The sequence below is a fragment of the Streptomyces sp. LUP30 genome, assembly GCF_001746365.1.
In the GTDB taxonomy this organism is placed as follows: Bacteria; Actinomycetota; Actinomycetes; order Streptomycetales; family Streptomycetaceae; genus Streptomyces.
In genome coordinates this window covers 42,408-68,879 of record NZ_MJAJ01000034.1, presented here as the reverse complement: position 1 = coordinate 68,879, position 26,472 = coordinate 42,408, and the positions used below count along the sequence as shown (strand labels likewise).

Sequence of the window (26,472 nt, the reverse complement as noted above, 5' to 3'; positions counted from 1 at the left end):
GAGTCGCACCATGCCCAGCACCGCCGTCCGCACCCGGCTCAGACTCGCCGGAGCCCTCGCCGCCGTCCTCGTCGCCGCCGGTGTCGTCACCGGGCCCGCCGCACAGGCGCACGAGCGACCGGGGCAGGGAAAACCCCGGGCCACCCTCGCCGACCTCGCGCAGCGCCACGGCCGGTACTTCGGCAGCGCCACGGACAACCCCGAGCTCACCGACGCCGCGTACACGAAGATCCTCGGCCGCGAGTTCGACATGATCACCCCCGGCAACGGCATGAAGTGGTACGCCACCGAGCCGCAGCAGGGCGTCTTCGACTGGACGGCGGGCGACGAGATCGTCGCTCTCGCGCGCGGGCACCGCCAGAAGGTCCGCGCCCACACCCTCGTCTGGCACAGCCAGTTGCCCGCCTGGCTCACCGGCCGGGAGTGGACGGCCGGCGAGCTGCGCGCCGTCCTGAAGAAGCACATCCAGACCGAGGTGCGCCACTACCGTGGCCAGGTCTACTCGTGGGACGTCGTCAACGAGGCGTTCAACGAGGACGGCACCTACCGGGAGACCGTGTTCTACAAGACCCTCGGCCCCGGTTACATCGCCGACGCCCTGCGATGGGCCCATGAGGCCGACCCGAAGGCGAAGCTCTACCTCAACGACTACAACATCGAGGCCGTCGGCCCCAAGAGCGACGCCTACTACGCCCTGGCCAAGGAGCTGAAGGCCCGGCGCGTCCCGCTCGACGGCATCGGCCTGCAGGCCCATCTCGCCCTGCAGTACGGCTATCCGACGACCCTGCAGGACAACCTCCGCCGTTTCGCCCGGCTCGGCCTGGACACCGCCCTCACCGAGGTCGACGTACGGATGCTGCTGCCCGCGACCGACGAGAAGCTGGCCCAGCAGGCCGACTGGTACCGGGACCTGACCGAGGCGTGCCTCGCGGTGCGGCGCTGCGTCGGCGTCACCATCTGGGACTACACCGACAAGTACTCCTGGATCCCGGCGGTGTTCCCCGAGGAGGGGGCCGCCCTGCCCTGGGACGAGCACCTGGCACCCAAGCCGGCCTACCGGGCGATCCGGGAGGCTCTCAGCTAGGGCCGGGCCTGCGGACCGGGTCGGAGGGAAGGGACGGGAACCGGCCGCGCGGTGGTGCGGTGCTCGACCGCACCACCAGCTCCGTGCCCAGTTCCACCCGCGGCGAGTCCGGGCGCTCCCCGCGGGCCAGGCCGAGGACCGTGCGGACGGCGAGCTTGCCCATGTCGGCCAGGGGCTGGCGGACGGTCGTCAACGGCGGCGCCGACCAGCGCACTTCCGGCAGGTCGTCGAACCCGACCACGCTCATGTCCTCCGGCGCGCGCAGTCCGCGCCGGCGCAGCGCCTCGATCGCGCCGAGCGCCATCTGGTCGCTCGCCGCGAACACGGCGGTGGGCGGTTCGGGAAGGTCGAGCAGGGCGGTGCAGCCGGTGAAGCCCGACTCCGGGCGGAAGTCGCCGGGGACGACGAGGGTGTCGTCGACGGCGAGGCCGGCCGCCTCCAGGGCCGCGCGGTAGCCGTCGAAGCGGGCCCGGGAGCACAGCAGCCTGGGCGGGCCCGCGATCAGGCCGATCCGGCGGTGGCCCAGCGCCAGCAGGTGTTCGGTGGCCGCGAGACCGCCGGACCAGTTGGCGGCGCCGATGGTCGGGGTGTCGTCGGCGGGGGAGCCCATCGGGTCGACGACGACCAGCGGGACACCCAGGATCCGCAACTGCTCGTGCAGGGTGGGTTCCAGCGCCGAGGTGACGAGGATGACGCCGTCGGAGGCGCGCGAGCGCAGGTTGCGCATCCACTCGCGGGCGTCGCCCGAGCGGCCGTGGATCGCCGAGACCACGGTGCCCGCGCCCGCCGCGTGGGCGACCTCCTCGACGCCGCGGATGATCTCCACGGCCCAGGGGCTGTCGAGATCGTTGAAGACCAGGTCGAGCAGCGTGGCGCGGGCCGGGGAGGCGGCGGGGCGCTTGCGGTAGCCGTGCAGGCGCAGCAGGTCCTCGACCCTGGCCCGGGTCCGCGGGGAGACGTCGGAGCGGCCGTTGACCACGCGGGACACGGTCGGCACGGAGACGCCGGCCCGGCGGGCGATCTCCGTGATCGTGACTCTGCCCCCGGACGCGGGCGCCCTGTCCTGTGTCGTCACTTCCCCCACCTCCGTCACCCCGTTCCGGTCGCCGCGCCGAAACTTCCAGGAGTCTTCCGGAAGGTGCGCGGTCGTGGGAAGACGTCCGGAGCGACGGTCGGGGGGATCTTCGAGGAGTCGTGCGAGCGATGCCCGAGGGGGCGTTCCGGGGAGGCCGGGGGTCGTGCGTCGGTCCGGAGCCGGGGGGCTACGGGGAGTGAACAGTTCCGGACACGCGTCGGGGCCGGTGCGCAGAAGTGTCTGCGGCCGGCCCCACAGGTCTCCGGACGGCGGTCCCGCGCCGTCCGGACAGGCTCTAGGCGGCGGTCACGACCCGGTGGGGGGCGATGACCCGGCCGTCCGGCAGGAGCTCACCGGTGTCCTCGAAGAGCAGGACGCCGTTGCACAGCAGGCTCCAGCCCTGTTCCGGGTGGTGCGCCACGAGACGGGCGGACTCCCGGTCGGCTGAGGTCGCTGTCGGGCACGGTGGCTGGTGCTGGCACATGGATGGGAACTTCCGCTCTGGCGTGATGAGTGAGATGGCTGTCGTATCGGTCGTGTCTGTCCCGCGGCTTGAAGCGTCGTTCATGGCCGCCCCCCGTTGTGATACGTCGTCGGAACCCAGTGTTGCCCTACGGAGGTCGTTCCGCAGGGATTTCGCGGCACCGCTTCTCACAGGTTCATGACGCGTCACCCGCGCGGGCGGTTCATCCCAACCGCACTGTCACTTCGGGTGGTTCTCGGTGGCCGGATGGGGCTAGTCCCCTGGGGCCGCCCGGTGATCTTTCCCGTACGGCGGTCCTCCGCCCGGTGAGCGCCGCCCGGCACTGCCGTACCCCGCCGCCGGGGCCACGGCGACGGGGTACGGGGTACGGGCTGAGGGGACTGGCCTGACTGACCGGGCTGACCGGGCGGATCGGACGGGTCAGGCGGGCGAGCCGAGGAGGGGCGGAGGCGCCGGGGTCACCCGGAGGGTCAGCACCGGGAGCAGTTCGGCGACCCGGTGCGGGCGGTGGGCGGCGATACCGGGGGGCGCGGGGGCGAGCGGTACCAGCAGGTCGGTCGGATCGGGGTGCCCCGTGGTGCCGTCCGAGGCGCAGTCGCCGTGCAGCCAGAGCGTCAGCATGTAGAGGCCCGGCACCGACAGCAGGCGCGCCTGGTACGGCTGGGTCGCCGACTCGGCCTGCCGCAGGGCGCGTTCGGTGGAGGCGATGTAGGGGCCCTCGAAGAAGTGCGAGAACGCCCACCCGTCCGGGGTGAGCCGGGTCTCGGCCGCGGCCACGGCGCGCTCGTCGCAGCGGATCAGGAAGCGCCATCCGGCCAGCCGGGTCTCGGCCACGCCTTCCGCGCTGATCGCGTCCAGGACGTGCAGGGGCAGCGGATGGTCCGGGACTGCCTCCTGCTGTGCGGTGCGCAGGGCGGGCGTACGAGCCTCGCGGACCGCGGTGGGGGAACCGAGTGCCGTGAGGACGGAGCGTAGGGCGGGCGCGGGAGCCGGGGGGACATGCAAAGGCATGGTGGGTCGCCTCTCATTCGACAGGCACGGTGGCGCGAGGGCGGGGGCGGACGGCGCTGTCAGCTAGCTCTCGGGGGTCGGAGAGGCGGGGGCCGGGCCTGGGGGGGCTCGGGTGCGCGAGCGGCCTGCCGTCATCTCGACGACAGGCTCCTTCGACCGTGGGCGCCAACCTTCTCTGCCTTGTTCGCGGAGTTTATACGACATGTGTTCAGACTGTGTTTCGTCTAGTCGATCCCCGGTTACACGACAAGGGTTCATTCGGTCGGCGATACGTGTGAATCATCCCGATTCACCGGGAGTGGCGCCGCGATGACCTCGGGTTATGCGCGGGTAGCGGTCGGCCCATTTTCGTCGGCGTTTTTCACGAGACCTTGATTCGCGAAAGGGCTCCTGTGCCGCATGCCCGGTGAATGTGCCAACGGAACGCTGCGGGCGGCTTTCGGTCAGCGTAGCGGGTGCCGTGGACGGCCGGGGACGTTATCGATCCGCCGGGCTGGGCATCATCCTTCCTGTCAGGGACACCCGGCGGCCGGGACGGCCGGACCGCCGCACGAGGAGGGACGCTTCGATGGGCGAGAAGGTCGTGGCAGGCGCATTCGACCTGTCCGATCGTCAGCACTACCGGGACAAGCTCCGACGGTGTCTGACGGGGCTCGAGCGGCTCCTGGCCCAGAAGCGCTTCGACCGCCCCAAGAACCTCATGGGTCTTGAGATCGAACTGAATCTCGCGGGCGACGACGGCCAGCCGAAAATGTTGAATGGCGAGGTACTGGAGAGGATCGCGAGTCGTGATTTCCAAACAGAACTCGCCATGTTCAACCTGGAAGTCAACATAGCCCCACACCGATTGGGCGGCCGGGTATTCGACAGGCTCGCCGAGGAAATCACCACGTCGCTGGCATATGCCCACCGAAAGGCGGGCGAGGTCGACGCCGGAATCGTGATGATCGGTATTCTGCCGACGCTCGACCGGGACGACCTGGTGTCGACCAACCTTTCCGACGTCGACCGCTACACGCTGCTCAACGACCAGATCGTGGCCGCGCGCGGCGAGGACTTCACCCTGGAGATCGACGGGGTCGAGCGGCTGTCGTGCACCTCGAAGTCGATCGTGCCCGAGGCGGCCTGCACCTCCGTGCAACTGCACCTCCAGGTCACGCCGGCCCGCTTCCCCGCGGTGTGGAACGCCGCGCAGGCGGTCACCGCCGCGCAGATCGCCGTCGGGGCCAACTCACCCTTCCTGTTCGGCCACGAGCTGTGGCGCGAGTCGCGTCCCCCGCTGTTCCAGCAGGCCACCGACACGCGGCCGCCAGAGCTCCAGGCGCAGGGCGTCCGGCCCCGGACGTGGTTCGGGGAACGGTGGATCAGCTCGGCTCACGAACTGTTCGAGGAGAACCTGCGCTACTTCCCGCCGCTGCTGCCGATCTGCGACGAGGAGGACCCGCTGGAGGTCCTGGACGCGGGCGGGGTGCCCTCGCTCGCCGAACTCGTCCTGCACAACGGCACGGTCTACCGCTGGAACCGGCCCGTCTACGGCATCGCCGACGGCGTTCCGCACCTGCGGGTGGAGAACCGGGTGCTGCCCGCGGGGCCGACCGTGACCGACGTGATCGCCAACGCGGCCTTCTACTACGGCCTCGTACGGTCGCTGGCCGAGGAGTCCCGGCCGGTGTGGTCCCGGCTGCCGTTCGAGACGGCCGCCGCCAACTTCGAGGCGGCCTGCCGGCACGGGATCGACGCGCGGCTGCAGTGGCCCCGGCGGGGACGGCTGGGCGGCCTGGTCGAGGTGGACGCGGTGAGTCTCGTCCGGGACGAGCTGCTGCCGCTGGCCGAGGCGGGGCTGGACGCGTGGGGCGTGGAGCCCGCCGACCGCGATCTGTATCTGGGGGTCATCGACGAGCGCTGCCGACGACGGGCCAACGGGGCGACCTGGCAGGTGGCGACGTTCCACCGGGCGCTGGAGGCGGGACTGCCGCGCGATACGGCGCTGGCCGCCACCACGCGACGGTACGCGGAGCTCATGCACCTCGGAGAGCCCGTGCACACCTGGCCCGTGGGCCTGCCGGAGCCGGCCGCACTGGGGTGAGGCCGGGTCGTCGGCGGGAGGCGTACGGGCGGACGCTCGCAGCAGGGCGCGGCTGACCGCGCCGCGCCCCGCCGCAGGCTGGTCCGGGACCGCCGGCCGGTCCGTCGCCCCTTGGCCACCTCGGCCGGCGTTCCCGTCGCACGGCGTCCGGGTGCGGGGCACGCCCCTGCTTCGTAGGCCGTCGCCGCCCTCACCGCCGTCGCCGCCGTCCGCGCCGTCGCCGAGCCGCCCGTCGGAAGCACACGTGGTGGTCCTGATCCCCGGCCGGTCTCACGGACGACTCCCGCACTCCCACGCCCCGGTCTCGTCGTCCTCGGTGCAGGCGGTGAGCGCAGGCGGTGGGGATCCAGGCCGCCGCCATGTGCGAGCGGTCCGTGGCGGGGGACCGGATGCGAGGCGCCCCGCAGCGCCGCCCCGGCGTCCCCGGCGGTGATCAGGACGAAGGGCCCGGCGCGACCCGGCGCGGAGCGGCGACCGGGGTGAGAGCGGGGGGCGCTGCCGCCCGCCCCGTACGGATCGGGCAAGCTGTGACGTCCCATGACGGTGCCGCCCCTCCCTGTCGGACTCCGTGGCGGATTCCCGCCGAACGGCATGCGAAGGGGAGGTACGCCCCGTACGGTGCCCGTCCCCCCGGCGGCCTGTCGCGCACGGATGTCTCCACTTCTTTCGAGACCCTGGCGAGGCAGATGCGGGGATGCGGTGTGTTCACGCGACTGGAGGCAAGTGTGCAGGTGGAGGCGGGACAGGTGGCCGATTCCTTTTCGCGGGACGGACTTTCGCGACGGATGCTCCGGGACGAGACGCTGCTCGTCCTGGCGCTCTCGCTCGGCGCGAGCGGTGTGTCCGCGCTGATCAGCTTCGTCGGATCGGTCACCAAGCCGGGAGGCCTGAAGGACCAGGCGGCGACGCTCAACGCCTCCGCCGCACCGGGCCGCCCCTGGCTCGATCTCGCCTGGCAGCTCTTCGGGATCGCCACGGCGCTCGTCCCCGTCGCCCTCGTCGCGCACTTCCTGCTGCGCGAGCGCGAGGGGCGCGGGCTGCGGACGCTGGGCTTCGACCGCACCCGGCCCTGGCCGGACCTCGGCCGGGGGGCGGCGATCGCAGCGGTGATCGGAAGCACCGGCATCGCGTTCTACCTGGCGGCGCGCGGACTCGGCTTCAACCTCACGGTGGTGCCGGAAGCCCTCCCGGACGTCTGGTGGAAGTACCCGGTGCTGATCATGTCCGCGCTGCAGAACGCGATCCTCGAAGAGGTCATCGTCGTCGGCTACCTGCTGCGCCGGCTCGGCCAGCTGGGCTGGACGCCGGGGACCGCCCTCGTGGCCAGCGCCGTGCTGCGCGGCTCGTACCACCTCTACCAGGGCATCGGCGGCTTCATCGGCAACATGGTGATGGGCGTCGTCTTCGTCTACCTCTACCGGCGCTGGGGCCGGGTGGGCCCCCTCGTGGTGGCGCACTCCCTGCTCGACATCGGAGCCTTCGTGGGGTACGCGCTGCTCGCGGGGAAGGTGGGCTGGCTCCCGACGGCGTGAGCCGCCCCCCTTCACCGGGAGTTTCACCAGGCGAGCAGTTCCCCCTCGATGACGGTGACCGCGCGGCCGGTCAGCAGCGTGCGGTCCCCGCGCAGTTCGGTGCGGACGCGGCCGGAGCGGGGGGAGGCCTGCAGTCCCGTGAGGCCGGCGCGGCCGAGCCGCTCGGACCAGAAGGGGGCGAGCGCGGTGTGGGCGCTGCCCGTCACCGGGTCCTCGTCGATGCCGACGTTGGGGAAGAAGCAGCGGGAGACGAAGTCGTACCCCAGCTCCGGGTTCTCGGCGCGGGCGGTGGCGATGACGCCGCGACGGGAGTAGGCGGCCAGCGCCCTGTGGTGCGGGCGCAGCGCGTGCACGGTCTTCTCGTCGGCCACCTCGACCAGCAGGTCGCCGATCTGCGGGCCGGTGTCGAAGCAGGTCAGCGGCTCGGCGCCCAGGGCTTCGGCGACGCCGGCCGGGATCTCGGCCCTCGTCAGGCGGGCGGTCGGGAAGTCCAGGGTGATCGAGCCGTCCTCGGCGGGCGTGGCCACCAGCACACCACTGCGGGTGGCGAAGCGCACCGGGCCCTCGTGCGCGCCGGTCGTGCGCAGGATGTGGGCCGTGGCGAGCGTGGCGTGGCCGCACATGGCGACCTCGGCGACCGGCGTGAACCAGCGCAGGGCCCAGTCCGCCTCGCCGCCCTCCGGGAGCGGGTGGGCGAACGCCGTTTCGGCGTGGTTGACCTCCAGGGCCACGTTCTGCAGTCGGCCGTCGTCCGGGAAGGCGTCCAGGAGCACTACCCCGGCCGGGTTGCCGGCGAACGGGCGATCGGTGAAGGCGTCGACGATGTGAATCCGCATGCCGCCGACGCTAGGGGGTCGCCGCGCTCGCCGGCCAAGGCCAATCCGAGGGTCCTGGCCCGGATTCCGCCGACGCCCCGGCCCGTCCGCGCGTCCGCCTCGGCCGGCCCGCCTGGGCCCGCCCGTCCGCCTCGGCCCGTCTGCCCGCCTCGGCCCGTCCGTCCGCCTGCCTGTCCGCCCGCCTCGGGCTTGCCCCCTACCTCGGTCCGCTCGCAGCGCGGCGCCGACCGAAGGCTGGGATATTGAGGGAGGAGCGCAGCGCTACCCACGACCTCAGGACCAGGGGCGGTGAGCGCCATGAGCGAGCTCGAGGAGAGCGACGCCGAGCGGGCGGCGCCGGACGCGGATCCCCAGGGGGATCCGTTTCTGCGCACGCGGTTCGTCGTACCGCCCCGACCGGTGGCTTTTCTGCGGCGCGAGCGGCTGGTCAGCCATCTCGACCGGGCGCTGCAGACGCCCTTGACCATGGTCAACGGCCCTGCCGGGGCGGGCAAGACGCTGCTGGTGGCCGACTGGGCCGCAGCGCGCGAGACGTCCGTCGCCTGGCTCACCACCGATGCGGCGGGACAGAAGCCGGGCATGTTCTGGGCGTACCTGCTCCAGGCCCTGCGCGCGTCCGGCACGCCCCTGCCCGCCGCCATCGGCTGCCCGGCCGACGCGGGCCGGGCGCCCCCGACGCTGCTCGCACGCCTGGCCGCCGAGCTGAGCGTCCTGGACCGGCCGGTCGTCGTCGTCCTCGACGAGTACGACCAGGTCACCGACCCGGAGATCGCCGAGCAGCTCGAGTTCGTGCTGCGCCACGCCGGCGACGGCCTGCGCCTGATCCTCGTCACCCGCACCGAGCCGCTGCTGCCGCTGCACCGCTACCGGGCGGCCGGCGACCTGACGGAGATCCGCGGTGCGGAACTCGCCTTCACCTGCGAAGAGGCGACCGAACTGCTGGAGCTGCACGGACTGCGGCTTCCGGAATCCGCCGCACGAGGGCTCGTGGAACGCACCCGGGGCTGGGCCGCGGGCCTGCGGCTGTGCGCTCTGGCCGCGCGCGAGAGGCCGGATCCCCAGACCTATCTGAAGGAGTTCGAGGCCGACCGGACCTCGGTCGCCGACTTCCTGCTGGCGGAGGTGCTCGGGCAGCAGCCGGCCGCGACCCAGGACCTGCTGCTGCGGGTGAGCGTCCTCGACCGGTTCCGCCCCGACCTGGTCAACGCGCTCACCGGCCGGACCGACGCCGAACCGATCCTGGCCGGCCTGTGCCGCGCGAACGCGTTCGTGGAGCACCTGGAGCAGGACTGGTACCGCCTGCACCCGCTGTTCGGCGAGATCCTCCGGGCCCATCTGCGGGTGCGTTCGCCGGGGCTGGAGACCGAACTGCACCGGCGGGCCGCGCGATGGCTGCGCGGCTCGGGCTCGCTCACGGAGACGCTGGGACACGGTGCCGCCGCCGGCGACTGGCAGTTCACCGCGGACGCGCTGGTCGACGACCTTGCCATCGGCTGGCTCTTCACCGGACTGCGCTCGGACGAGCTGGGCGAGCTGTTCTCCCGGATGGGGCCGGAGGCCGCGGGCCCCGCCGCGGAGCTGGTCCGGGCGGCCCGTGATCTGTCCCGGCACGAGGTCGACCGGGGCCTCGGCCACCTGCGTCGGGCAGAGCACGGCCTGGCCGCCGAACTCGGCCTGACGGCGGCCGGAGCCGGCCCGGCGGCGGATCTGGGGGAACTTTTCCCGGGCCGGCCGGACCCGACCACCGGGTGGCGCCTGCCGGACAGTGATCCCGCACTGGCGGAGGCCCGGTTGACGTGTGCCCTGCTGGAGGCGCTGGCGGCCCGGCTGACCGGCGCCCCGGCCCGGGCGGAAGTGGCCGCGACGGCAGCCGAGACACTGCGCGACGTGGTCCCCGCCCACCTCCTGGAAAGGCACCCCGAACTCATCGCCCTCCTGCTCGCCCACCTGGGCTCGGCGCGCCTGTGGGCCGGACGGTTCGAGGACGCGCACACCGCCCTGACGGGGGCGGCGGGGAGTGCCGCCGGGGCCTCGACCGCGCTCGCCCGCGAGGACTCGCTGGGCCGGCTGGCGCTGATCGACTACCTGAACGGCCGGCTCGCCGGGGCGGAACGCACGGCCCGTGCCGCGCTGACCGAGATGGAGCGCTACGGCCTGCCCCAGCCGTCCGGTTCCGGCATGGGAAGGCTGGTGCTGGCCGCCGTCGCCGTCGAACGCGACGACCTGAGCCTGGCCCAGGCCCTCCTGGCGGAGGCGGCGGAGCCGCACCCCGCACTGCGCGACCCCGTCATGGAGGCGGGCCGGGCCATCGCCACCGCCCGGCTGCACCTGGCCCGCGGCGACATCGGGGCCGCGCTCGCCGCGGCGGAGCGGACCGTGCCGGCCGCCGTCGCCTCGCCCTGGGCGCAGGGCCAGACGGCGCTCGTCGTCTCCGCCGCGCATCTCGCCGACGGCCGACCCGAGACGGCCGTCAAGGTGCTGCAGGAGCTGACCGAGGCGACCCCCGCCTGCACGGTGGCGTCCGCCCGCGCCGAGCTCGCCGCCGGCAGGCCGCTGGCCGCGATCGACCTGCTCGACCGGCTGCGCGCCGAGGACCGCTGCGGGCCCGCCGTGACGGTCCGGGCCCTGCTGGTGCGGGCCCAGGCGGCCGACGAGGCGGGCGAGCGGGCCGCCGCACGCGGACTCGTCGCCCTGGCGCTGCGCGAGGCCCGGCGCGACGGCCTGCGGCGCCCCTTCGCCGAAGCCGGACCGTGGATCCGTCCCTTCCTGGCCGCGTCGGCCTCGCGCGGGCCGACGACGGACGCCCACCCCCACGCCCGGCCGTCGGACGGCCCCCCGCCCCCGATGGTCGAGGAGCTGACCGGACGCGAGCGCGACGTGCTGCGCAGGCTGGCCCTGGCCATGTCGACGCAGGAGATCGCCGCCGATCTCTATCTGTCCGTGAACACCGTCAAGACCCACCTCAAGAGCGCCTACCGGAAGCTTTCGGTCAGCCGCCGCAACGAGGCGGTGCGCCGCGCCCGCGATCTGGGACTGCTGTGAACGGCCGCGGCGTGCGAGGACGACGCCCGATGGACCGAGGCCCGATGGACCGAGGCCCGATGGACCGAGGCCCGAACGGGGAGGCCGGGCGCGTCGGCGGGCTCGCCCGTAGCGGGTGAGGCGGGGACGCCGATTCCCGGGTGCCATGAGGAGGTGGACACGATGACCCGCTGGCGGGCTCTGATGGTGCTGGGCACCGCCCAGTTCCTGATGGTCCTGGACACGTCCGTCATGAACGTCTCGATCAGTCAGCTGGTCGAGGACTTCGACACGGAGGTGACCGCCATCCAGGCCGTCATCACCCTGTACGCCCTGGTCATGGCGGCCTTCATGATCATCGGAGGTCGGCTGGGCGACATCTTCGGGCGACGGCGGCTCTTCTTCCTCGGCCTCGTCGTCTACGCGACGGGATCGGCCCTCACGGCAGCCGCCCCCACCCTGTGGGTGCTCGCTCTGGGCTGGTCGGTCATCGAGGGGCTGGGGGCAGCGATGGTCCTGCCGGCCATGGCGGCGCTGGTCGCCGAGTCCTACCGGGGGCGGGACCGTGCCGTGGCCTACGGCGTCATCGGAGGTCTGGCCGGGGCGGGCATCGCCGTCGGCCCGCTTCTGGGCGGCTGGGTGACGACGTACCTCACCTGGAGGCTGGTCTTCGTCGGCGAGGTCGTGGTCGTGCTGGTCGTGCTGTGCTTCCGGCGCGTGATCACGGACACCCCGCGCACCGGACCGCCCCCCCGCCTCGACGGCGTCGGGGCCGCGCTCTCCGCGACCGGTCTGGCGCTCGGCGTGCTCGGGGTGCTGCAGAGCGGCACCTGGGGCTGGGTGCAGCCGCGCAACCCGCCCTTCACCGTGCTGGGCTTCTCACCCACACTCTTCGTCATCGGCGCGGGAGCGGCCGTGCTCGCCCTCTTCGTGCACTGGGAGCGGCGCAGGGAGGCCCGGGGCGGCGAACCGCTGGTGCATCTGACGCTGCTGCGCAAGCCCGCACTGCGCTCCGGCCTGACGTGTCTGCTGAGCCAGAACCTCATCCTGCTGGGCCTGTTCTTCACCATCCCGCTGTATCTGCAGGTGGTGCAGGGCTTCGACGCCTTCGAGACCGGCCTGCGCCTGCTCCCCGTCTCGATCACCATGCTGGCCGCTTCCATGCTCGCCGCCCGGCTGGGCCGGGTGGCGGGACCGCGCCGGGTGGTCAGGATCGCGCTGGCGACCCTGGTCGGGGCCGTGGTGTGGCTGCTGGCCACCATCGACCCGGTCATCGACGACGCCCAGTTCGCCGGGGCGATGGCGCTGCTCGGCGTCGGCATGGGGCTGCTCGCCTCGCAGCTCGGCAACGTCGTCCAGTCCAGCGTGGGCGAGGAGGAGCGCAGCGAGGTCGGCGGGCTGCAGTTCACGGCGCAGAACCTGGGCTCCGCACTGGGCACCGCCCTGATCGGGTCGCTGCTGATCGGCGCGCTGGCCCAGGCGTTCACCACCAAGGTGGAGGAGCAGCCGGCCCTCTCGGACGAGGCCCGTCGCCAGACCGGCGTCGCCCTGGAGGCCGGCATCAGCTTCGTCCCCACCACGGAGGTGCGCACGGCCGCCGAGGACGCCGGGCTGCCGCCGGCCGAGGTGGACGCCCTCGTGGACTCCTACGCGTCGGCACAGCTCAACGGTCTGAAAGCGGCGATCCTGGCCGCAGGCGGGATCACCCTCGCCAGCTTCCTGGTCACGAGGGGTCTGCCGACCGCGAAGACCGCGGGACCGTCCCGGTCCGAGTCCGACGCGCCGACCGGCCCGTCCCCGTCCCCCTGACCGGTCCGCCCGGCCGACCGGCCCGGACCGTCCGACTCGCCGCGGGAGGCGCGATGCCCGGGACCGACCACGGCGCACACCGTCGGGCGCAGGCCGTCGAGCGCCGGGCCGCGGCCGACTACACCGGAGGCGTCTACGGGTCCATGCTCGCGGCCTCGGTCGTGGTCGGCGTGGGCACCCTGGGGTCGGTGCCCCGGGTGGAACTCGTGATTCTGCTGCTGCTCACCGGGGTCGTGTTCTGGGTCGCGCATGTGCACGCCCATCTGTTCGGGGCGCGGCTCGCGCAACGGCGGCCGGACCGGCGCATCGTCGCGCAGGTGTGCCGTGACGAGTGGCCGATCGTCAAGGCCGCGGTCCCGCCGGCCGTCGCCGTGGCCGTCAGCCCGCTGCTCGGCCTCGACCTGGCGGGCACCCTCTGGTTCGCTCTCGCGGTCGCCGTCGCCGGCCAGGTGGGCTGGTCGGCGGCGGCGGCCCGACGCGCGGGAGCCTCCTGGCGCCTGGTGGCGGTCACCGCCTCGGTGAACCTCGTGCTCGGTCTGCTGATCATCGTCTTCAAGCTCTGGGTGACGCACTGACCCCTGCCCGTCCACCGGGTCGCCCGCGCGCGGCTATCACCTCCAGCGGGTGAGGCCGGGGGACCGTGGGGGACGGAGGATCGCGGTGAGGGCGCAGTCCGCCTGTCCCAGGCCGTCCCGGGAGCAGCTCATGCGCTACGAGATCCGCGTCGAAGGACAGCTTTCGGAGGCGCTGACCGAGGCCTTTCCGGAGCTGGACCATGTGGTCATGTCCGGCCAGACCGTGCTGTTCGGGCAAGTCGTCGACGAGGCGCACCTGTACGGGCTGCTGGCCCGCTGTCAGTCCCTGGGGCTGCGGGTCCTGGAGATGCGCCAGCTGCCGGAGTGACGTTCCGGGGACCGACGTCTTCGCCGGACGCGAGGACACGAGGAGGAGTCATGAGCGTGTCACCTGGTCCCGCACCGCACCCCGGCCCCGATCCCCGGCCCCCCGGCGAGCCGGGCCCGGGTCCCGTGCCGACGACCGGCGATCCGTCCGCCGCGCTGGCCGTGCTCGGGCGGTCCTGGACGTGGATCCTCGGTTCGGCGGTCGTCACGTTCGTGCCGGGCATCCTGATCCTCGTCTGGCCGGACGAGACCCTGCACGTCCTCGCGGTCCTGATCGGCCTGTATCTGCTGGCGACCGGGTTGTTCCGGTTCGTGGCGTCCTTCGCCGGGGAGGACGGCGGCGCGCGGGTGACCGGACTGCTGCTGGCGGTGCTCTACGTGGTGGCCGGCGTGTTGTGCCTGCGGCATCCGCTGCAGACCATCGCCGCGCTGTCGCTGATCGTCGGCGTCCTGTGGCTGGTGTCCGGCATCGTCACGCTCTTCACTGCCCTCGCCACCAAGGACATGCCCCATCGGGGCGTCGTGGTCGGCGCGGCGTTGCTGGCCGTCGTGGCGGGGATCGTGGTGCTCGCCCTGCCCACCGAGTCGGCCCGGGCGCTGACCCGGCTGCTGGGCCTGTGGCTGGTCCTGCTCGCTCTGGTGGAGGCGGCCGTCGCCTTCGCCTGGCGGGCCGCGGTCCGCAGGGCCGGCACGGCCGTGCGGGACCGGGACCCGGACCTGGATCGGGGCCGGGACGGCGGCGGCCGCGCCGGGCCCGTCTGATGCGCCCGCGTACCACCGGGGCGGCCGGGGCTCGCCCTCCGGCGCTCACCCGTCCCGGGTGAGGCCGGCCGGTTCCCCCCCGGCGCAGGCTGGGAACGGCATGCGACGCCATGCCGGGTTGTCGGGCGAGAGCCCGGAACGGAGGAAAGAGATGAGTGGGGACACGTACCTCGCGTACGACTATCCGCTGCTGAGCGCCTTCTGGACCATGCTGGTGTTCTTCCTGTGGATCATGTGGTTCGTCCTGCTGTTCCGGGTCGTCGTCGACATCCTGCGCGACGATCACCTCAGCGGCTGGGCCAAGGCCGGCTGGCTGGTCTTCTGCGTCGTGCTGCCCTTCCTCGGCGTGTTCGTCTATGTGATCGCGCGCGGCAAGAACATGGGTCGCAGGGAGGTCTCGCAGGCGCGCGAGCAGCAGCAGGCCTTCGACAGCTACGTCCGCGAGACGGCCAAGGGCACCGGCGGCCCCTCCAGCAGCGTCGACGAACTCGCCCGGCTCTCCGAGATCCGCGCCCGCGGCGACATCACGGACGAGGAGTTCGCGAAGGCGAAGCAAATGGTCCTGAGCGGCCCCGGCCGCTGAACCGTCGACTCCGGGCGGGCCCCGAGCGGTTGCGGCCGCCGGCCGCAGGGCTCCCTGCTCCCTGCTCCGGGCCCCGGCTCAGGGCTCGCCGAACGGCAACGAATCGAGGCATCGGCATGACCGAGACGCACACCAGCGACAGCACGACCGCCGAGCGGCATCCGACCCGGCAGGCCTGGGCCGGCGGGCTGATGGCCTTCGCCGCCGTCACGCTCCTGCTCACCGGAGTGCTGGACATCTTCCGCGGCATCATGGGGATAGCCGAGGACGACATCTTCGTGTCGACCCGCCAGTACGTCTTCCGGTTCGACCTCACCGGCTGGGGCTGGATCCACCTCGCCCTGGGCACGGTCGCCGTGATCGTCGGCCTGGGCCTGTTCACGGGAGCGATGTGGGCACGGGTCGCGGGGGTGGCCATCGCCGGACTGATCGTCATCGGCAACTTCCTCTCCCTGCCGTACTACCCGGTGTGGTCCGTGGTGATGATCGCCTTCTCCGCGTTCGTCATCTGGGCTCTGTGCGTGGTCAAGCCCGACAGGTTCGCGGACTGACCTGCCGGGCCCTGCGCTTCGGTCCCGTCCGGTCCCGTGGTCCGGAACTGCCAGGAAGGTGGCGGAGATGTGCCGTTGGCTCGCCTACTCAGGCACCCCCATCCTGCTCGAAACGATTCTCTACCGGCCGGCCCACTCCCTGATCGACCAGAGCCTGCACTCCAGGATGGGCGTGGAGACGACGAACGGCGACGGCTTCGGCGTCGGCTGGTACGCGTCCGACGGGGCGGACGGGACCCCGGCGGTCGTCCGGGAGATCGGCCCGGCCTGGAGCAACCGCAACCTGCGGGAGATCGCCGGACACGTCCGTTCCTCGCTGTTCTTCGCCCATATCCGGGCCTCGACCGGCACGGCCGTGCAGCAGACCAACAGCCATCCGTTCCGGCACGGCCGCTGGATGTGGATGCACAACGGAGCGATCGCCGACTTCCACCGCATCCGCCGGGAGCTCGCCCTCGCCGTCGACCCGATGCTGTTTCCCGACATCGAGGGCTCCACCGACTCCGAGCTGATGTTCTTCCTGGCCCTCACCCTGGGGCTGGAGGAGGATCCGCCGGGCGCGGTCGCACGGATGGTGGGCCTGGTGGAACGCGTCGGGCACGCGCACGGCGTGGAGTTCCCGATCCAGATGACGGTCGCCGTGACCGAGGGGGTGCGGCTGTGGGCGTTCCGCTACTCCACCCAGGGCGCGTCGCGCTCGCTGTTCTACAGCACCCGGGTGGAGACGCTGCGCGAGCTGCACCCCGACATGGCGTTCCTGCGGGAGGTCTCCGACGAGACCCGCCTGATCGTCTCCGAGCCCCTGGGCGACCTGCCCGGCGCCTGGAACGAGGTGCCCGAGAGCACGTACGGCGTCGTGCAGCCCGACGGCGACGAGATCCTGGAGTTCACCCCCCGGACGGCGTAGGGCGGTGGCGCGGTCCGCGGCCGGGCCGGGCTCAGTGGACGGAGAACCCTCCGTCGACGAAGATCGCCTGCCCGGTGACATAGCCGGAGGCGCGGCTCGCCAGGAACACGGCCGCCCCGGCGAAGTCCTCGGCGAGACCGTTGCGGCCGACCATCGTGCGCGCGGCCAGCGCCGCCACCTTCTCGGGGTCGGACGACAGCCGTGTGTTGAGCGGGGTCATGACGAACCCGGGCACCAGCGTGTTGCAGGTGACGCCGTGGGGCGACCAGGCCTCGGCCTGCGAGCGGGCCAGCGACTCAAGGGCGCCCTTGGAGACCCCGTAGGCGCCGCTGCGGACGAACGCGCGGTGCGCCTGCTGCGAGGTGACGTGGATGATCCGTCCGAAGCCCCGCTCGGCCATGCCGGGTCCGAAGCGCCGGCCGAGCAGATAGGGCGCCTCCAGGTTCACGCTCATGGTGGCGTCCCACACCGTCTCGTCCAGTTCGTCCATCGGCGGCCGCAGGTTGATCCCCGCGCAGTTGACCAGGACGTCGGGCTCGCCGTAGACCTCGGCCGCCCGCTCCGCCGCGGTGCGCACCCCGTCACGGGTGCCGAGGTCGCCGCTCACCCAGGCCGCCCGGCAGCCGTCGGCCGTCAGCTCGTCGACCGTCGCGGCCAGCTCCGCTTCCCTGCGCGCCACGATCACCACGCTCGCCCCCGCCCGTGCGAGAGCGCCCGCGATGCCGCGGCCGATGCCGGAACTGCCGCCGGTCACCAGGGCGACCCGCCCGACCAGCGAGAACAGCTCGGAGAGGTAGGCGGTCGAGGGGCTGTGCCCGGTGCCGTGCGAGGTGTTCGGGGATGTCATGTCCGCACCCTAAGCGGCAGACCCTTGCCAAGCGAACTTCACCGATATATCGTTGACGCATCGCGACAGATCAACGATGGAATGAAGGAGTGGTTTGCGATGCGTACCCACGGATTCGAGCGTGGACATGGACAGGACGGCCCCCGGCGCGGCCGCGGCGGCTTCGACGGACGGCGTGCGGCCTTCGGGCCCTTCGGTCCGGGTGGCCCCGGTGGTCCGGGCGGCCCCGGCTTCGGCTTCGGCGGTCCGGGCTTCGGTCCCGGCCCCTGGGGCGGGCGAGGGCGGGGCGGACCCAGGGGGAGGGCGCGGCGCGGAGACGTGCGGGCCTCGATCCTGGCCCTGCTCACGGACCGGCCCATGCACGGCTACGAGATGATCCAGGAGATCGCCGAGCGCAGCGGCGGGGCGTGGAAGCCCAGCCCGGGGTCGGTGTACCCGACCCTCCAGCTGCTGGAGGACGAGGGCCTGATCAGCAGTGCGAGCGACGGCGGCAAGAAGCTGTTCTCGCTCACCGAAGAAGGTCGCACGGCCGCCGAGGAGGGCCCGGACGCCCCCTGGGAGGAGGCCACGCGCGGGGTCGACTGGGAGGCTCTCGGTGAGATCCGCCAGGCCGGCTTCGGTCTGATGGAGGCCTTCGGCCAGGTCTGGAAGACCGGCAGCAAGGAGCAGCGCGAGAAGGCTCTGGCGGTCATCAACGAGGCACGCAAGAAGCTGTACCTGATCCTCGCCGACGAGGACTGAGCCGGCCGGTGGCAGGCCGCACGACGACGGAGGCGCTCCGCGGAATCGACCGCGGGGCGCCTTCGTGCTGCGGGCGGGCGCCCTGCGTGATCCGGCGTCCGCGCCCGTTTGTGGACCGCGCTCAGGTGACGAGCGTGCCCAGCTTGCGCAGCGACTCGTTCAGGGCGGCCGTGCCCGAGTCCTTGAGCTTGCCCGCCATCAGCGACACCGCCGCGCCGGTGAACTCGCCGTCGATGCGGACCGTCGTGCCGTCGCCGTCGGGGGTCAGGGTGTAGCGGGTGGTGACGGAGACGGCCATCGGCCCCTTGCCTCGGATGGCGAGCACCCGGGCCGGCTCGAGCTCCGCCACGGTCCACTCGACCTCGGCCGGGAAACCCATGAGCTTCATGTTCTCCAGGAAGGTCGCGCCCGGTTCGAGGGTCGCCGGGCCGCCCTTGGGGAAGCTGGTGTGGGTCGCGTTCCACTCCCCGTAGGCCGGCCAGTCGGTGAGCTGGGCCCACACCTTCTCGGCCGGCGCCTGGATGCGTGCCTCCGCGCTGACTTCGGCCATGCGACCACCTCTTCGTGTCGGGCAGCTCCGGCTGCGGTGTCGCGGAACGTAACTCCAGACGGTCGAACATTCAATACTGACGAACCGTCAGGAAATGCTGTCCGGTGCAGGCCCGTCCGACCTCCGCGCCGCGACGACCCGCCCGTCGCGTCAGCCCATGCGCCGCATCGCCGCTCCGTCGAGGGAAACGGCCTGATCTCATCCGTAAGGAGGAGAGTCCGGCAACCCTGCTCCACTCTGCGTGGGACGTCAAGATGCTCCCTGCCGGGGACGACCGCACCCGGCGGCGACTGATGGGATGGGGGTCGTGCAACCCCGTATCCCCCGGCAGTCGCCCCGCGACCGGGCGGCCCACGGCAGGGACGACGTCCCCGGGCTCGACGCCGACGCCGCGGCGGCGCTCGCCGCAGCCCGCCGCCGGGCGGTGCGGGACGGGGACCGGCAGGTCGACACCGCCCATCTGCTGCACTCGCTCCTGGAACACGACCCCCAGGTCCGCGCCGCGTTCGACGGCCCCCACTTGGCCCGGCTGCTCGGCTATCTCGTCCAGCGCAGCATCGGCTACGGGCTGCGCTGGCAGGGTGGCGTCGAGGACTCCGGCGGCGTACCCGTCGTGACGGCCGCCGGGTCTCCCGGCCGGACGTCCGGGGCGGCGACGTCCGCGGAAGCGGGCGGGGCGCCTGGCGCGGCGGCCGTCGAGGGGCTGTCCCCGCTGGCCGCGGCCGCGCTGGAGCAGGCGCGCCAGGAGGCCGCCCGGCACTCCGGCGCGCCGGCCCGGGGCGTCGACCTGCTCGCGGCGATGGTCGCGGACCCGCAGGCCCGGGCGGTCGAGGTCCTCACCCGCGCCGGCGTCGACGTGTACGAACTGCGAGCCCGGATCGAGGACGGTCCCCAGGAGTGCGCGGCGGGCCTCGAAGGCGGCGGCCCCGCCGGCTGAACGGCCCGTGCCCCGCCCACGCCGTCCAGCCGGTGAGACAGGTGTCAACGGGGATGACGCTCATGTCATGGCCTGTCATCATGTGGCGGTGCGTACCTCAGTGAGCAGCCAGGGCAGCCGCGGAAAGGGCCTCGGGCTCTCTCTCGCGGTCGGGTCGGCCATCGCCTTCGGCGGGTCCGGGGTCGCGGCGAAGCCGCTGATCGAGGCGGGCCTCGACCCGCTGCACGTGGTGTGGCTGCGGGTGACCGGCGCGGCGCTGGTGATGCTGCCGCTCGCCGTGCGCCACCGCGCTCTGGTGCGCAGCCGGTCCGCGCTGCTCGCCGGCTTCGGTCTGCTCGGCGTGGCCGGAGTGCAGGCGTTCTACTTCGCCGCGATCTCCCGGATCCCCGTCGGCGTGGCCCTGCTCGTGGAGTACCTCGCCCCCGCCCTGGTGCTCGGCTGGGTGCGCTTCGTGCAGCGGCGGCCCGTGACCCGGGCCGCCGCGCTCGGTGTCGTCCTGGCGGTGGGAGGGCTGGCCTGTGTGGTCGAGATCTGGGCGGGCCTGGGCTTCGACGCCCTCGGCCTGCTGCTCGCGCTGGCGGCCGCCTGCTGCCAGGTCGGCTACTTCGTCCTGTCCGACCAGGGCAGCGACTCCGGCGACGACGCCCCCGATCCGCTCGGGGTCATCGCCTACGGCCTCCTCGTGGGCGCCGTCGTGCTGACCGTCGTCGCCCGGCCCTGGGGCATGGACTGGTCCGTGCTCGCGCACACCGCCGACATGAACGGCTCCGAGGTCCCCGCCTGGCTGTTGCTCGCGTGGATCGTGCTGCTCGCGACGGTCGTCGCGTACGTCACCGGCGTGGTCTCCGTGCGCCGGCTCTCCCCGCAGGTCGCCGGAGTGGTGGCCTGTCTGGAGGCGGTCATCGCGACCGTCCTGGCGTGGGTGCTGCTCGGCGAGCACCTTTCCGCCCCGCAGATCGTCGGCGGGGCGGTGGTGCTTCTCGGCGCCTTCATCGCCCAGTCGTCGACGCCCGCCAAGGGCTCGCCGGGCCCGGTGGCGGCCGGCAGCCCCGAGCGGGAGCTGTCGGCCCGCGGAACGGCCGCCTAGCGCGGAGACCGGAAAGGTCACCGCGGCCGGCAGGACCGCTGCTCGTCACTTCCGCCAGAAGAGGTGGTGCGTCACACCGCTCGGGCTGGGCACCACGTCCACGTGGAAGCGGTCCAGGAGCTCTTCGGGCGAGTCCCAGAGACGTAGCCCGAACCCGAGCTTCACCGGTGAGACGACCACATGCATGGTGTCGACGAGGTCGGCGTCGAGGAACTCCCGGACGGTGGTCACACCGCCGCCCAGCCGGACGTCCTTGCCCTGCGCGGCCTCACGCGCCTGCGTGAGAACGGCGGCGGGGTCGCCGTCGACGAAATGGAACGTGGTGTCGGAGAGCGTGAACGAAGGACGTTCGTGGTGGGTCAGGACGAAGACCGGCGTGTGGAAGGGCGGCTCGTCACCCCACCACCCGCGCCACTCGTGGTCGGTCCACGGGCCGCGCTGGGGTCCGAACTTGTTGCGGCCCATGATCTCGGCGCCGATGTTGTGGCTGAAGTCCCGGGTGAAGTAGTCGTCGAGGCCCCGGCTGCCCCCGGGCTCGGTGCGGTTGGGCCAGCTCGCCGTGGCGCCGGCCCAGGAGAAGAGCTTCCCCGGATCGATGTGGTGGCCGAAGGGCCGCTCCAGAGTCTGGTCCTCGCCCGCTGCGACGCCGTCGCTCGAGATGGTGAAGTTCTGCACGCGCAGCAGCTGATCCACGTGTTTCCTCATCAGTCCTGTCGCCTCCTGGTGTGGCGATGCGTCCTACACCAGGATGTCGAACGGGACGCCGCCGGATCGACAGCGGCGCGTGAGTTGTTTTGACGGACGCGCCGCGGGACGCGTCACGGAGGCGGACGGCCTCCCGGCGCGGAGCGTCCGAGCAGGTCGGGCCGTGTCCCGTCGAACCCCCGGTCACGTCCTCGGTCGTTCTGCGCGCCGGCGCAGCAGGTGCTCCAGGGCCGCCGGGTCGCCCGGACCGCCGCGGGTCGCGAGTCCGGCGGCGATGCGGTCCTGGGTCTCGGCCGGCCGGTGCGCCGCGTACTTGAACTTGGCCTCCACGGAGGTCACCTCGAGCCGGATCCCCCGGATGCCGGAGAGCAGGCGGCCGTACGGAGCCTCGCCCGGCGCCGGCCGCGCGGAGCCGCCTTCCGGCTGGAAGTGCGCCATCTGGCGGACGAGCAGGTCGGCCTTGCCCGCCGGGTCGTCCACGATGTGCGCCGTGCACCGCAGCTGGACCGCCGTGTAGAAGCTCGTCGGGGTGCCGTGCTCGGCCGGGGCGCCGGGCGGCGCCTGCCAGGGGCCGGGCACGAAGACGTAGTCGTCGACCACGCTCAGCGTCACCGCCGGGTTCGCCTCCAGGGCGGGCCACAGGGGGTTGGGCCGGGCCAGGTGGGTGACGGCCGTGTCGTCGGCGGGGTCGTAGGCGAAGTGCAGGGGCTGCACGAACGGCGGCTCTCCCGGCAGCCCGTTGACGGCCAGCTCGCCGAAGTCGTGCGTGGCCAGCCAGTCCCGCCACTCGGCGTCGTCGTGGGGCGCGTCCCAGGGGTGGACGAGCATCACAGCTCCGCGAGGTAGTCGGGGACCCGGACGCCGGGCGCGAGGTCGGCCTCCGGGACGGGGGTGCCGTAGCCCTTGCGCAGCGGGAGGACGCCGGCCCAGTGGGGGAGGGCGAGGTCCTCGGGCTCGTCGTTCACGCCGCCGGTGCGGGTCTTGGCCGAGACCTCGCCGAGGTCGAGACGGATCACCGCGGTCGCCGCCAGCTCCTTGCGGTTCGCGGGGCGCGAGTCGGCGGCCCGGCCCGGGACGACATGGTCGACGAGGGCGTCGAGCGCGGCGCGCTTGTCCTGCGGGTCCGTCACGTCGTAGGCGGTGCCGTGCACCACCACCGAGCGGTAGTTGATCGAGTGGTGGAAGGCCGAGCGGGCCAGCACCAGACCGTCGACGTGCGTGACCGTCAGGCAGACCGGCAACCCCGGGTCCGCCTGTCCCGCCATCCTCAGGGGGCGCGAGCCGGTCGAGCCGTGCACGTAGAGCGTCTCGCCGACCCGGGCGTAGAGCGTCGGCAGCACGATCGGCGCGCCGTCGCGGACGAAGCCGAGGTGGCACACGTAGCCCTCGTCGAGTATCGAGTGCACCAGTTCCCTGTCGTAGGACGCCTGCTGGGCGGCCCGGGTGGGGACCGTGCGGTCGGTCGGGGTGTAGGCGGCGGGCGGTGGCGTCGTCGGCTGCTCGGTCCCCTGCATGGCGCTCTCCATTGTACTAGTGCATAATAGATTTTGTGCTAGGAGAGTATCGGATCCAAGGCCGGAGAGCAGCCGAGATTTCCGCGAGCGTGGAGGCGGCGGTCGGGGCGGGCGAGCTGCCTCCGGGGCAACTGCTGCCGCCCATGAGGGAGTTGGCGACCGAGCTCGGGGTCAACCCGAACACCGTCGCGGCCGCCTATCGCATCCTGCGCGAGCGGGGGGTGATCGAGACCGACGGCCGCCGGGGCAGCCGGGTGCGCGCGAAGCCCGCCACGACCGGGCGCGAGTTCATCCGGGTGGACGCCCCGGAGGGCGTGCGGGACGCGTCCGCAGGCAACCCGGACACGGTGCTGCTGCCGCCGCTGGCCCCGGCGTTCGCCTGGGCGGCCGCCCAGGGCGACCGGGAGCCGGTGCTGTACGGACACGCGCCGGTGGAACCCGAGCTGGCCGCGCTGGCCCGGGCCGATCTGGACGCGGACGGGGTGCCGGCCGGACCGGTGGCGGTCGCCTCCGGTTCGCTGGACGCGATCGAACGCGTCCTCGCCGCACATCTGCGGCCGGGCGACGTCGTGGCCGTCGAGGATCCCGGCTGGGGCTCCCTGCTCGACCTGGTGCCGGCTCTCGGCCTGCGCACCGTGCCGGTCGGCCTGGACGACGAGGGCCCCCTGCCCCAGGACGTGCGCCGTGCGCTGGAGGCCGGGGCGCGCGCGCTGATCGTCACCGACCGGGCGCAGAACCCGACCGGCGCGGCGGTGAGCGCCCCGCGCGCGCGTGCCCTGCGCGCCGTGCTCGGGGAGCATCCGCACACCCTGCTCGTCGAGGACGACCACGGTCACCGGATCGTCGACCTGCCTCTGCATCCCCTCGCGGGAGTCACCCGGCACTGGGCCTTCGTGCGCTCGGCCGCCAAGGCCTATGGGCCGGACCTGCGGTTCGCCGTCCTCGCCGGGGACGACGTCACCCTCGACCGGGTGAGCGGACGGCAGCGGCTCGGCCCGGGCTGGGTCAGCCGGATCACCCAGCGGGCCGTGCTGCGGCTGTGGGCCGACGACGCGGTGGACCCGCGAGCGGTGGCGTCGGCGTACGGCAGCCGGCGCGACGCGCTGATCGCCGCACTGACCGCCCGCGGGGTCCGGGCGCGCGGACGCAGCGGACTGAACGTCTGGGTCCCGGTGCCCGACGAGACGGGGGCCGTCACCCGGCTGCTGCAGGCGGGGTGGGCGGTCGCCCCCGGGGCGCGGTTCCGCGTCGAGTCCCCGCCCGGGATCCGGATCACCGTGTCCACCCTGGCGCAGGACGAGATCGACGGGCTCGCGGACGCGGTCGCCGCCGCGGTGCGGGTGGGCGGGGTGCGCGGATACGTCTGAGGCCGGCGGCGGCGCGCGGCGGCCCCCGGGCGGGGAACCGCCGCGCGCCGGTCAGGACCGGCCCCGCACCTGGGTCAGCGCCGCACCCGCCAGGACGATCGCCGCTCCCACCGGTGTCGACCAGCTCAGCGGCTCGTCCAGCAGGGCGACACCCGCCGCCGTCGCGATGACCGGGATGAAGTACGTGACCATCTGAGCCGTCGTCGGACCGACCTCCGCGACCAGGCCGTACTGCATCAGCAGGGCCAGGCCCGTGCCCAGCGCCCCCAGGGCGGCCGTCGCGAGCAGGGGGAGCAGCGGGAAGCGGGTCGGGAGCGTGGTGAACAGGGGGGTGACCACGGCGAGTTGCAGGGTCGCCAGGAACAGTTGCGCGCCGGTCATCGACAGGGCGGAGGAGCCGGTGTGCGCCAGTGTGCGACGGAGATAGATCCAGCCGACCGGGTAGCTGAGCGAGGCCAGCAGGGCCAGCGTCGTGCCACCGGCGTCCAGGCCGTGGAAGCCCTGCCATGCCCCGAGCACCGTCAGCACGCCCAGGAACCCCAGACCCAGACCCGCGACGCGCAGCCTGGTCGGCCGGTCCTCGGAGAGCGCGACCAGGGACAGGGCCATGCCCCACAGCGGCGAGGTCGCGTTGCAGATGCCGGCCAGGGTGGACGGGATCGTCAGCTCCGCGTAGGCGAAGAGGGAGAAGGGCAGGGCGTTGAGCAGGAACGCGGACACGGTCAGATGCGCCCAGGTGCGCGCCCCGCGCGGGAGGCGCTCCCGCTTGACCGCCATCGCGACCGCCAGCACGGCCGTCCCGAACGCCAGCCTGCCGAACGTGACCTGGAAGGGTGCGTAGCCGCCCGTGCCCACCTTGATGAGCAGGAAGCTGAAACCCCAGATCAGCGACAGCGCGCCGAAGCGCAGACGCCAGTCGAGGGCGTGGCGTCGGCGGGCGGCGGTGCGCGGGGCCGGCCGGGTCGGGGGACGCTGCGAGGGCCGGGGCGGAGTGGGTGTGGTCGCCGTGGTCATGGCTCAACGATGCGGGAGACGATCTCGTAGCACAATCGAGAATTTTCGAGCAGTACCTCGTAGCATTGCTTACATGTTGAACCTGGAGCGCCTGCGCACCCTCGACGCCCTCGCCCGGCACGGATCGGTCAGCGGAGCGGCCCTGGGCCTGCACATCACCACGTCGGCCGTATCGCAGCAGATGGCGAAGCTGGAGCGGGAGGTGGGCCAACGGCTCCTCGCCAAACACGGACGGGGGGTGCGGCTGACGGACGCGGGGCGGCTGCTCGCCGAGCACGCGTCCCGCATCCTGTCCCAGGTCGAGCTGGCCCAGGCCGATCTGGAGGCGCAACGCGGCCAGGTGGCGGGGGAGTTGCGACTGTCGGCGTTCCCGACCGCGGCGCGTGGGCTGTTCCCCGTCGTGCTCGCCGAGCTGCGCAAGGCGCATCCGGGACTGCGGCTGCGCTCCTCCGAGCTGGAGCCGGAGCGCGGCATCGCCGGCGTCGTGCGCGGCGACCTCGACCTCGCCGTCGTCCTGGACTGGTACAACAAGCCGATGCCGCTGCCGGACGGCCTGGTCAAGGCGCCCGTCCTCGACGATCCCGCCGACGTCGCGATGCCGGCCGGACATCCCCTCGCCCACCGGGGCGAGGTGGACCTCGCGGAGTTCGCCGAGGACGAGTGGATCACCTGGGGCGAGGGTGAGTTCTGCCACGAGTGGCTGATGTTCACGCTGCGCTCACGGGGGGTCGAGCCGATCGTCGGACACCGGGCGGCCGAGACCCACACCCAACTCGGTCTGGTGGCCGCCGGGCTGGGCGTGTGCATCGCGCCGCTGCTCGGGCGTCACCCGGTGCCCGAGGGGGTCGTCACGGTCCCGTTGCGGCAGCGGGTGCGCCGGCACGTGTACGCCGTCTGGCGGGCGGACGCCGACCGCCGCCCGTCCATCCGGGCGGCCGTCGAGGCGCTCGAGGCGGCGGGCCGGACGCTGGGGCGGACGGCGGAGACTGCGGAGGCGGCGGAGACGGCGGACGGGGCGGCGGACTGAGGGGACGGGCAGGCGGCGGGTTGCCGGGACGGGCCGAACG

Annotated in this window: 26 protein-coding genes; 16 read left to right on the top strand and 10 right to left on the bottom strand. The window is 73.1% G+C overall.

What is annotated here, in order from left to right; genetic code table 11:
- The first annotated feature begins 10 nt into the window (after positions 1-10).
- A complete protein-coding gene (locus tag BG482_RS25510; protein ID WP_069771473.1) occupies positions 11-1,084 on the top strand; it encodes an endo-1,4-beta-xylanase in 1,074 nt (357 codons plus the stop codon).
- On the opposite strand, the gene BG482_RS25505 is transcribed toward BG482_RS25510, so the two are convergent.
- From BG482_RS25505 to BG482_RS25495, 3 genes are all read right to left on the bottom strand, one after another.
- Complete coding sequence (locus tag BG482_RS25505) at positions 1,077-2,159, bottom strand: LacI family DNA-binding transcriptional regulator (protein WP_069771472.1); 1,083 nt, start codon at positions 2,157-2,159, stop codon at positions 1,077-1,079. The two genes, BG482_RS25510 and BG482_RS25505, sit on opposite strands and share 8 nt — an antisense overlap.
- A gap of 295 nt (positions 2,160-2,454) precedes the next feature.
- Entirely contained in the window at positions 2,455-2,643 is a 189-nt protein-coding gene (locus tag BG482_RS25500) for a DUF5999 family protein (RefSeq protein WP_057580598.1), read from the bottom strand.
- A 420-nt stretch (positions 2,644-3,063) separates the two neighbouring features.
- The gene (locus BG482_RS25495; protein WP_069771471.1) at positions 3,064-3,654 is read right to left on the bottom strand and encodes a hypothetical protein; all 591 of its coding nucleotides are present in this window, start codon (positions 3,652-3,654) and stop codon (positions 3,064-3,066) included.
- A 568-nt stretch (positions 3,655-4,222) separates the two neighbouring features.
- Here BG482_RS25495 and BG482_RS25490 point away from each other — a divergent pair.
- On the top strand, positions 4,223-5,740 hold the full coding sequence (locus tag BG482_RS25490; protein ID WP_069771470.1) for a hypothetical protein: 1,518 nt from the start codon (positions 4,223-4,225) through the stop codon (positions 5,738-5,740).
- A gap of 725 nt (positions 5,741-6,465) precedes the next feature.
- Entirely contained in the window at positions 6,466-7,272 is an 807-nt protein-coding gene (locus BG482_RS25485) for a CPBP family intramembrane glutamic endopeptidase (protein WP_069771469.1), read from the top strand.
- Positions 7,273-7,295: 23 nt separating this feature from the next.
- Here the strand turns inward: BG482_RS25485 and BG482_RS25480 are convergent, their stop codons facing one another.
- A complete protein-coding gene (locus tag BG482_RS25480; RefSeq protein ID WP_069771468.1) occupies positions 7,296-8,108 on the bottom strand; it encodes a PhzF family phenazine biosynthesis protein in 813 nt (270 codons plus the stop codon).
- A gap of 297 nt (positions 8,109-8,405) precedes the next feature.
- Between BG482_RS25480 and BG482_RS25475 the strand changes: the two genes are divergently transcribed.
- From BG482_RS25475 to BG482_RS25440, 8 genes are all read left to right on the top strand, one after another.
- A complete protein-coding gene (locus BG482_RS25475) occupies positions 8,406-11,150 on the top strand; it encodes a LuxR C-terminal-related transcriptional regulator (RefSeq protein ID WP_069771467.1) in 2,745 nt (914 codons plus the stop codon).
- 162 nt (positions 11,151-11,312) lie between these two features.
- On the top strand, positions 11,313-12,938 hold the full coding sequence (locus BG482_RS25470; protein ID WP_069771466.1) for an MFS transporter: 1,626 nt from the start codon (positions 11,313-11,315) through the stop codon (positions 12,936-12,938).
- A gap of 53 nt (positions 12,939-12,991) precedes the next feature.
- A complete protein-coding gene (locus BG482_RS25465; RefSeq protein WP_069771465.1) occupies positions 12,992-13,513 on the top strand; it encodes a hypothetical protein in 522 nt (173 codons plus the stop codon).
- A gap of 130 nt (positions 13,514-13,643) precedes the next feature.
- On the top strand, positions 13,644-13,841 hold the full coding sequence (locus tag BG482_RS25460; RefSeq protein WP_069771464.1) for a hypothetical protein: 198 nt from the start codon (positions 13,644-13,646) through the stop codon (positions 13,839-13,841).
- 50 nt (positions 13,842-13,891) lie between these two features.
- Positions 13,892-14,602, top strand: coding sequence for an HdeD family acid-resistance protein (locus tag BG482_RS25455; RefSeq protein ID WP_079142133.1), 711 nt, complete (start codon positions 13,892-13,894; stop codon positions 14,600-14,602).
- A gap of 151 nt (positions 14,603-14,753) precedes the next feature.
- Complete coding sequence (locus BG482_RS25450; RefSeq protein WP_069771463.1) at positions 14,754-15,185, top strand: SHOCT domain-containing protein; 432 nt, start codon at positions 14,754-14,756, stop codon at positions 15,183-15,185.
- A 116-nt stretch (positions 15,186-15,301) separates the two neighbouring features.
- The gene (locus tag BG482_RS25445) at positions 15,302-15,736 is read left to right on the top strand and encodes a hypothetical protein (RefSeq protein ID WP_069771462.1); all 435 of its coding nucleotides are present in this window, start codon (positions 15,302-15,304) and stop codon (positions 15,734-15,736) included.
- Positions 15,737-15,803: 67 nt separating this feature from the next.
- Entirely contained in the window at positions 15,804-16,643 is an 840-nt protein-coding gene (locus BG482_RS25440; RefSeq protein ID WP_069771461.1) for a class II glutamine amidotransferase, read from the top strand.
- Between the two features lie 31 nt (positions 16,644-16,674).
- On the opposite strand, the gene BG482_RS25435 is transcribed toward BG482_RS25440, so the two are convergent.
- Positions 16,675-17,490, bottom strand: a complete 816-nt coding sequence (locus BG482_RS25435) for an SDR family NAD(P)-dependent oxidoreductase (RefSeq protein WP_069771460.1) — start codon at positions 17,488-17,490, stop codon at positions 16,675-16,677.
- 99 nt (positions 17,491-17,589) lie between these two features.
- Here BG482_RS25435 and BG482_RS25430 point away from each other — a divergent pair, with 99 nt between their 5' ends.
- On the top strand, positions 17,590-18,231 hold the full coding sequence (locus tag BG482_RS25430; protein WP_079142131.1) for a PadR family transcriptional regulator: 642 nt from the start codon (positions 17,590-17,592) through the stop codon (positions 18,229-18,231).
- 121 nt (positions 18,232-18,352) lie between these two features.
- Here the strand turns inward: BG482_RS25430 and BG482_RS25425 are convergent, their stop codons facing one another.
- On the bottom strand, positions 18,353-18,781 hold the full coding sequence (locus BG482_RS25425; protein WP_069771458.1) for an SRPBCC family protein: 429 nt from the start codon (positions 18,779-18,781) through the stop codon (positions 18,353-18,355).
- Between the two features lie 307 nt (positions 18,782-19,088).
- Here BG482_RS25425 and BG482_RS25420 point away from each other — a divergent pair, with 307 nt between their 5' ends.
- Both BG482_RS25420 and BG482_RS25415 read left to right on the top strand, forming a co-directional pair.
- Entirely contained in the window at positions 19,089-19,718 is a 630-nt protein-coding gene (locus BG482_RS25420; RefSeq protein WP_069771490.1) for a Clp protease N-terminal domain-containing protein, read from the top strand.
- An 82-nt stretch (positions 19,719-19,800) separates the two neighbouring features.
- A complete protein-coding gene (locus BG482_RS25415) occupies positions 19,801-20,805 on the top strand; it encodes a DMT family transporter (RefSeq protein ID WP_069771457.1) in 1,005 nt (334 codons plus the stop codon).
- 45 nt (positions 20,806-20,850) lie between these two features.
- On the opposite strand, the gene BG482_RS25410 is transcribed toward BG482_RS25415, so the two are convergent.
- From BG482_RS25410 to BG482_RS25400, 3 genes are all read right to left on the bottom strand, one after another.
- A complete protein-coding gene (locus tag BG482_RS25410; RefSeq protein WP_069771456.1) occupies positions 20,851-21,498 on the bottom strand; it encodes a dihydrofolate reductase family protein in 648 nt (215 codons plus the stop codon).
- 195 nt (positions 21,499-21,693) lie between these two features.
- Complete coding sequence (locus BG482_RS25405; RefSeq protein WP_069771455.1) at positions 21,694-22,338, bottom strand: FMN-binding negative transcriptional regulator; 645 nt, start codon at positions 22,336-22,338, stop codon at positions 21,694-21,696.
- Positions 22,338-23,024, bottom strand: coding sequence for a pyridoxamine 5'-phosphate oxidase family protein (locus BG482_RS25400; protein ID WP_069771454.1), 687 nt, complete (start codon positions 23,022-23,024; stop codon positions 22,338-22,340). The genes BG482_RS25405 and BG482_RS25400 overlap by 1 nt, the downstream gene beginning before the upstream one ends.
- A 35-nt stretch (positions 23,025-23,059) precedes the next feature.
- On the opposite strand from BG482_RS25400, the gene BG482_RS25395 reads away from it, so the two are divergent.
- Positions 23,060-24,391, top strand: coding sequence for an aminotransferase class I/II-fold pyridoxal phosphate-dependent enzyme (locus BG482_RS25395; protein ID WP_069771453.1), 1,332 nt, complete (start codon positions 23,060-23,062; stop codon positions 24,389-24,391).
- 51 nt (positions 24,392-24,442) lie between these two features.
- Here BG482_RS25395 and BG482_RS25390 read toward each other — a convergent pair whose 3' ends face one another.
- Positions 24,443-25,405: a DMT family transporter gene (locus tag BG482_RS25390; RefSeq protein WP_069771452.1), complete on the bottom strand. Its 963-nt coding sequence runs from the start codon at positions 25,403-25,405 to the stop codon at positions 24,443-24,445.
- Positions 25,406-25,478: 73 nt separating this feature from the next.
- On the opposite strand from BG482_RS25390, the gene BG482_RS25385 reads away from it, so the two are divergent.
- On the top strand, positions 25,479-26,432 hold the full coding sequence (locus BG482_RS25385; protein WP_069771451.1) for a LysR family transcriptional regulator: 954 nt from the start codon (positions 25,479-25,481) through the stop codon (positions 26,430-26,432).
- Positions 26,433-26,472 lie beyond the last annotated feature (40 nt).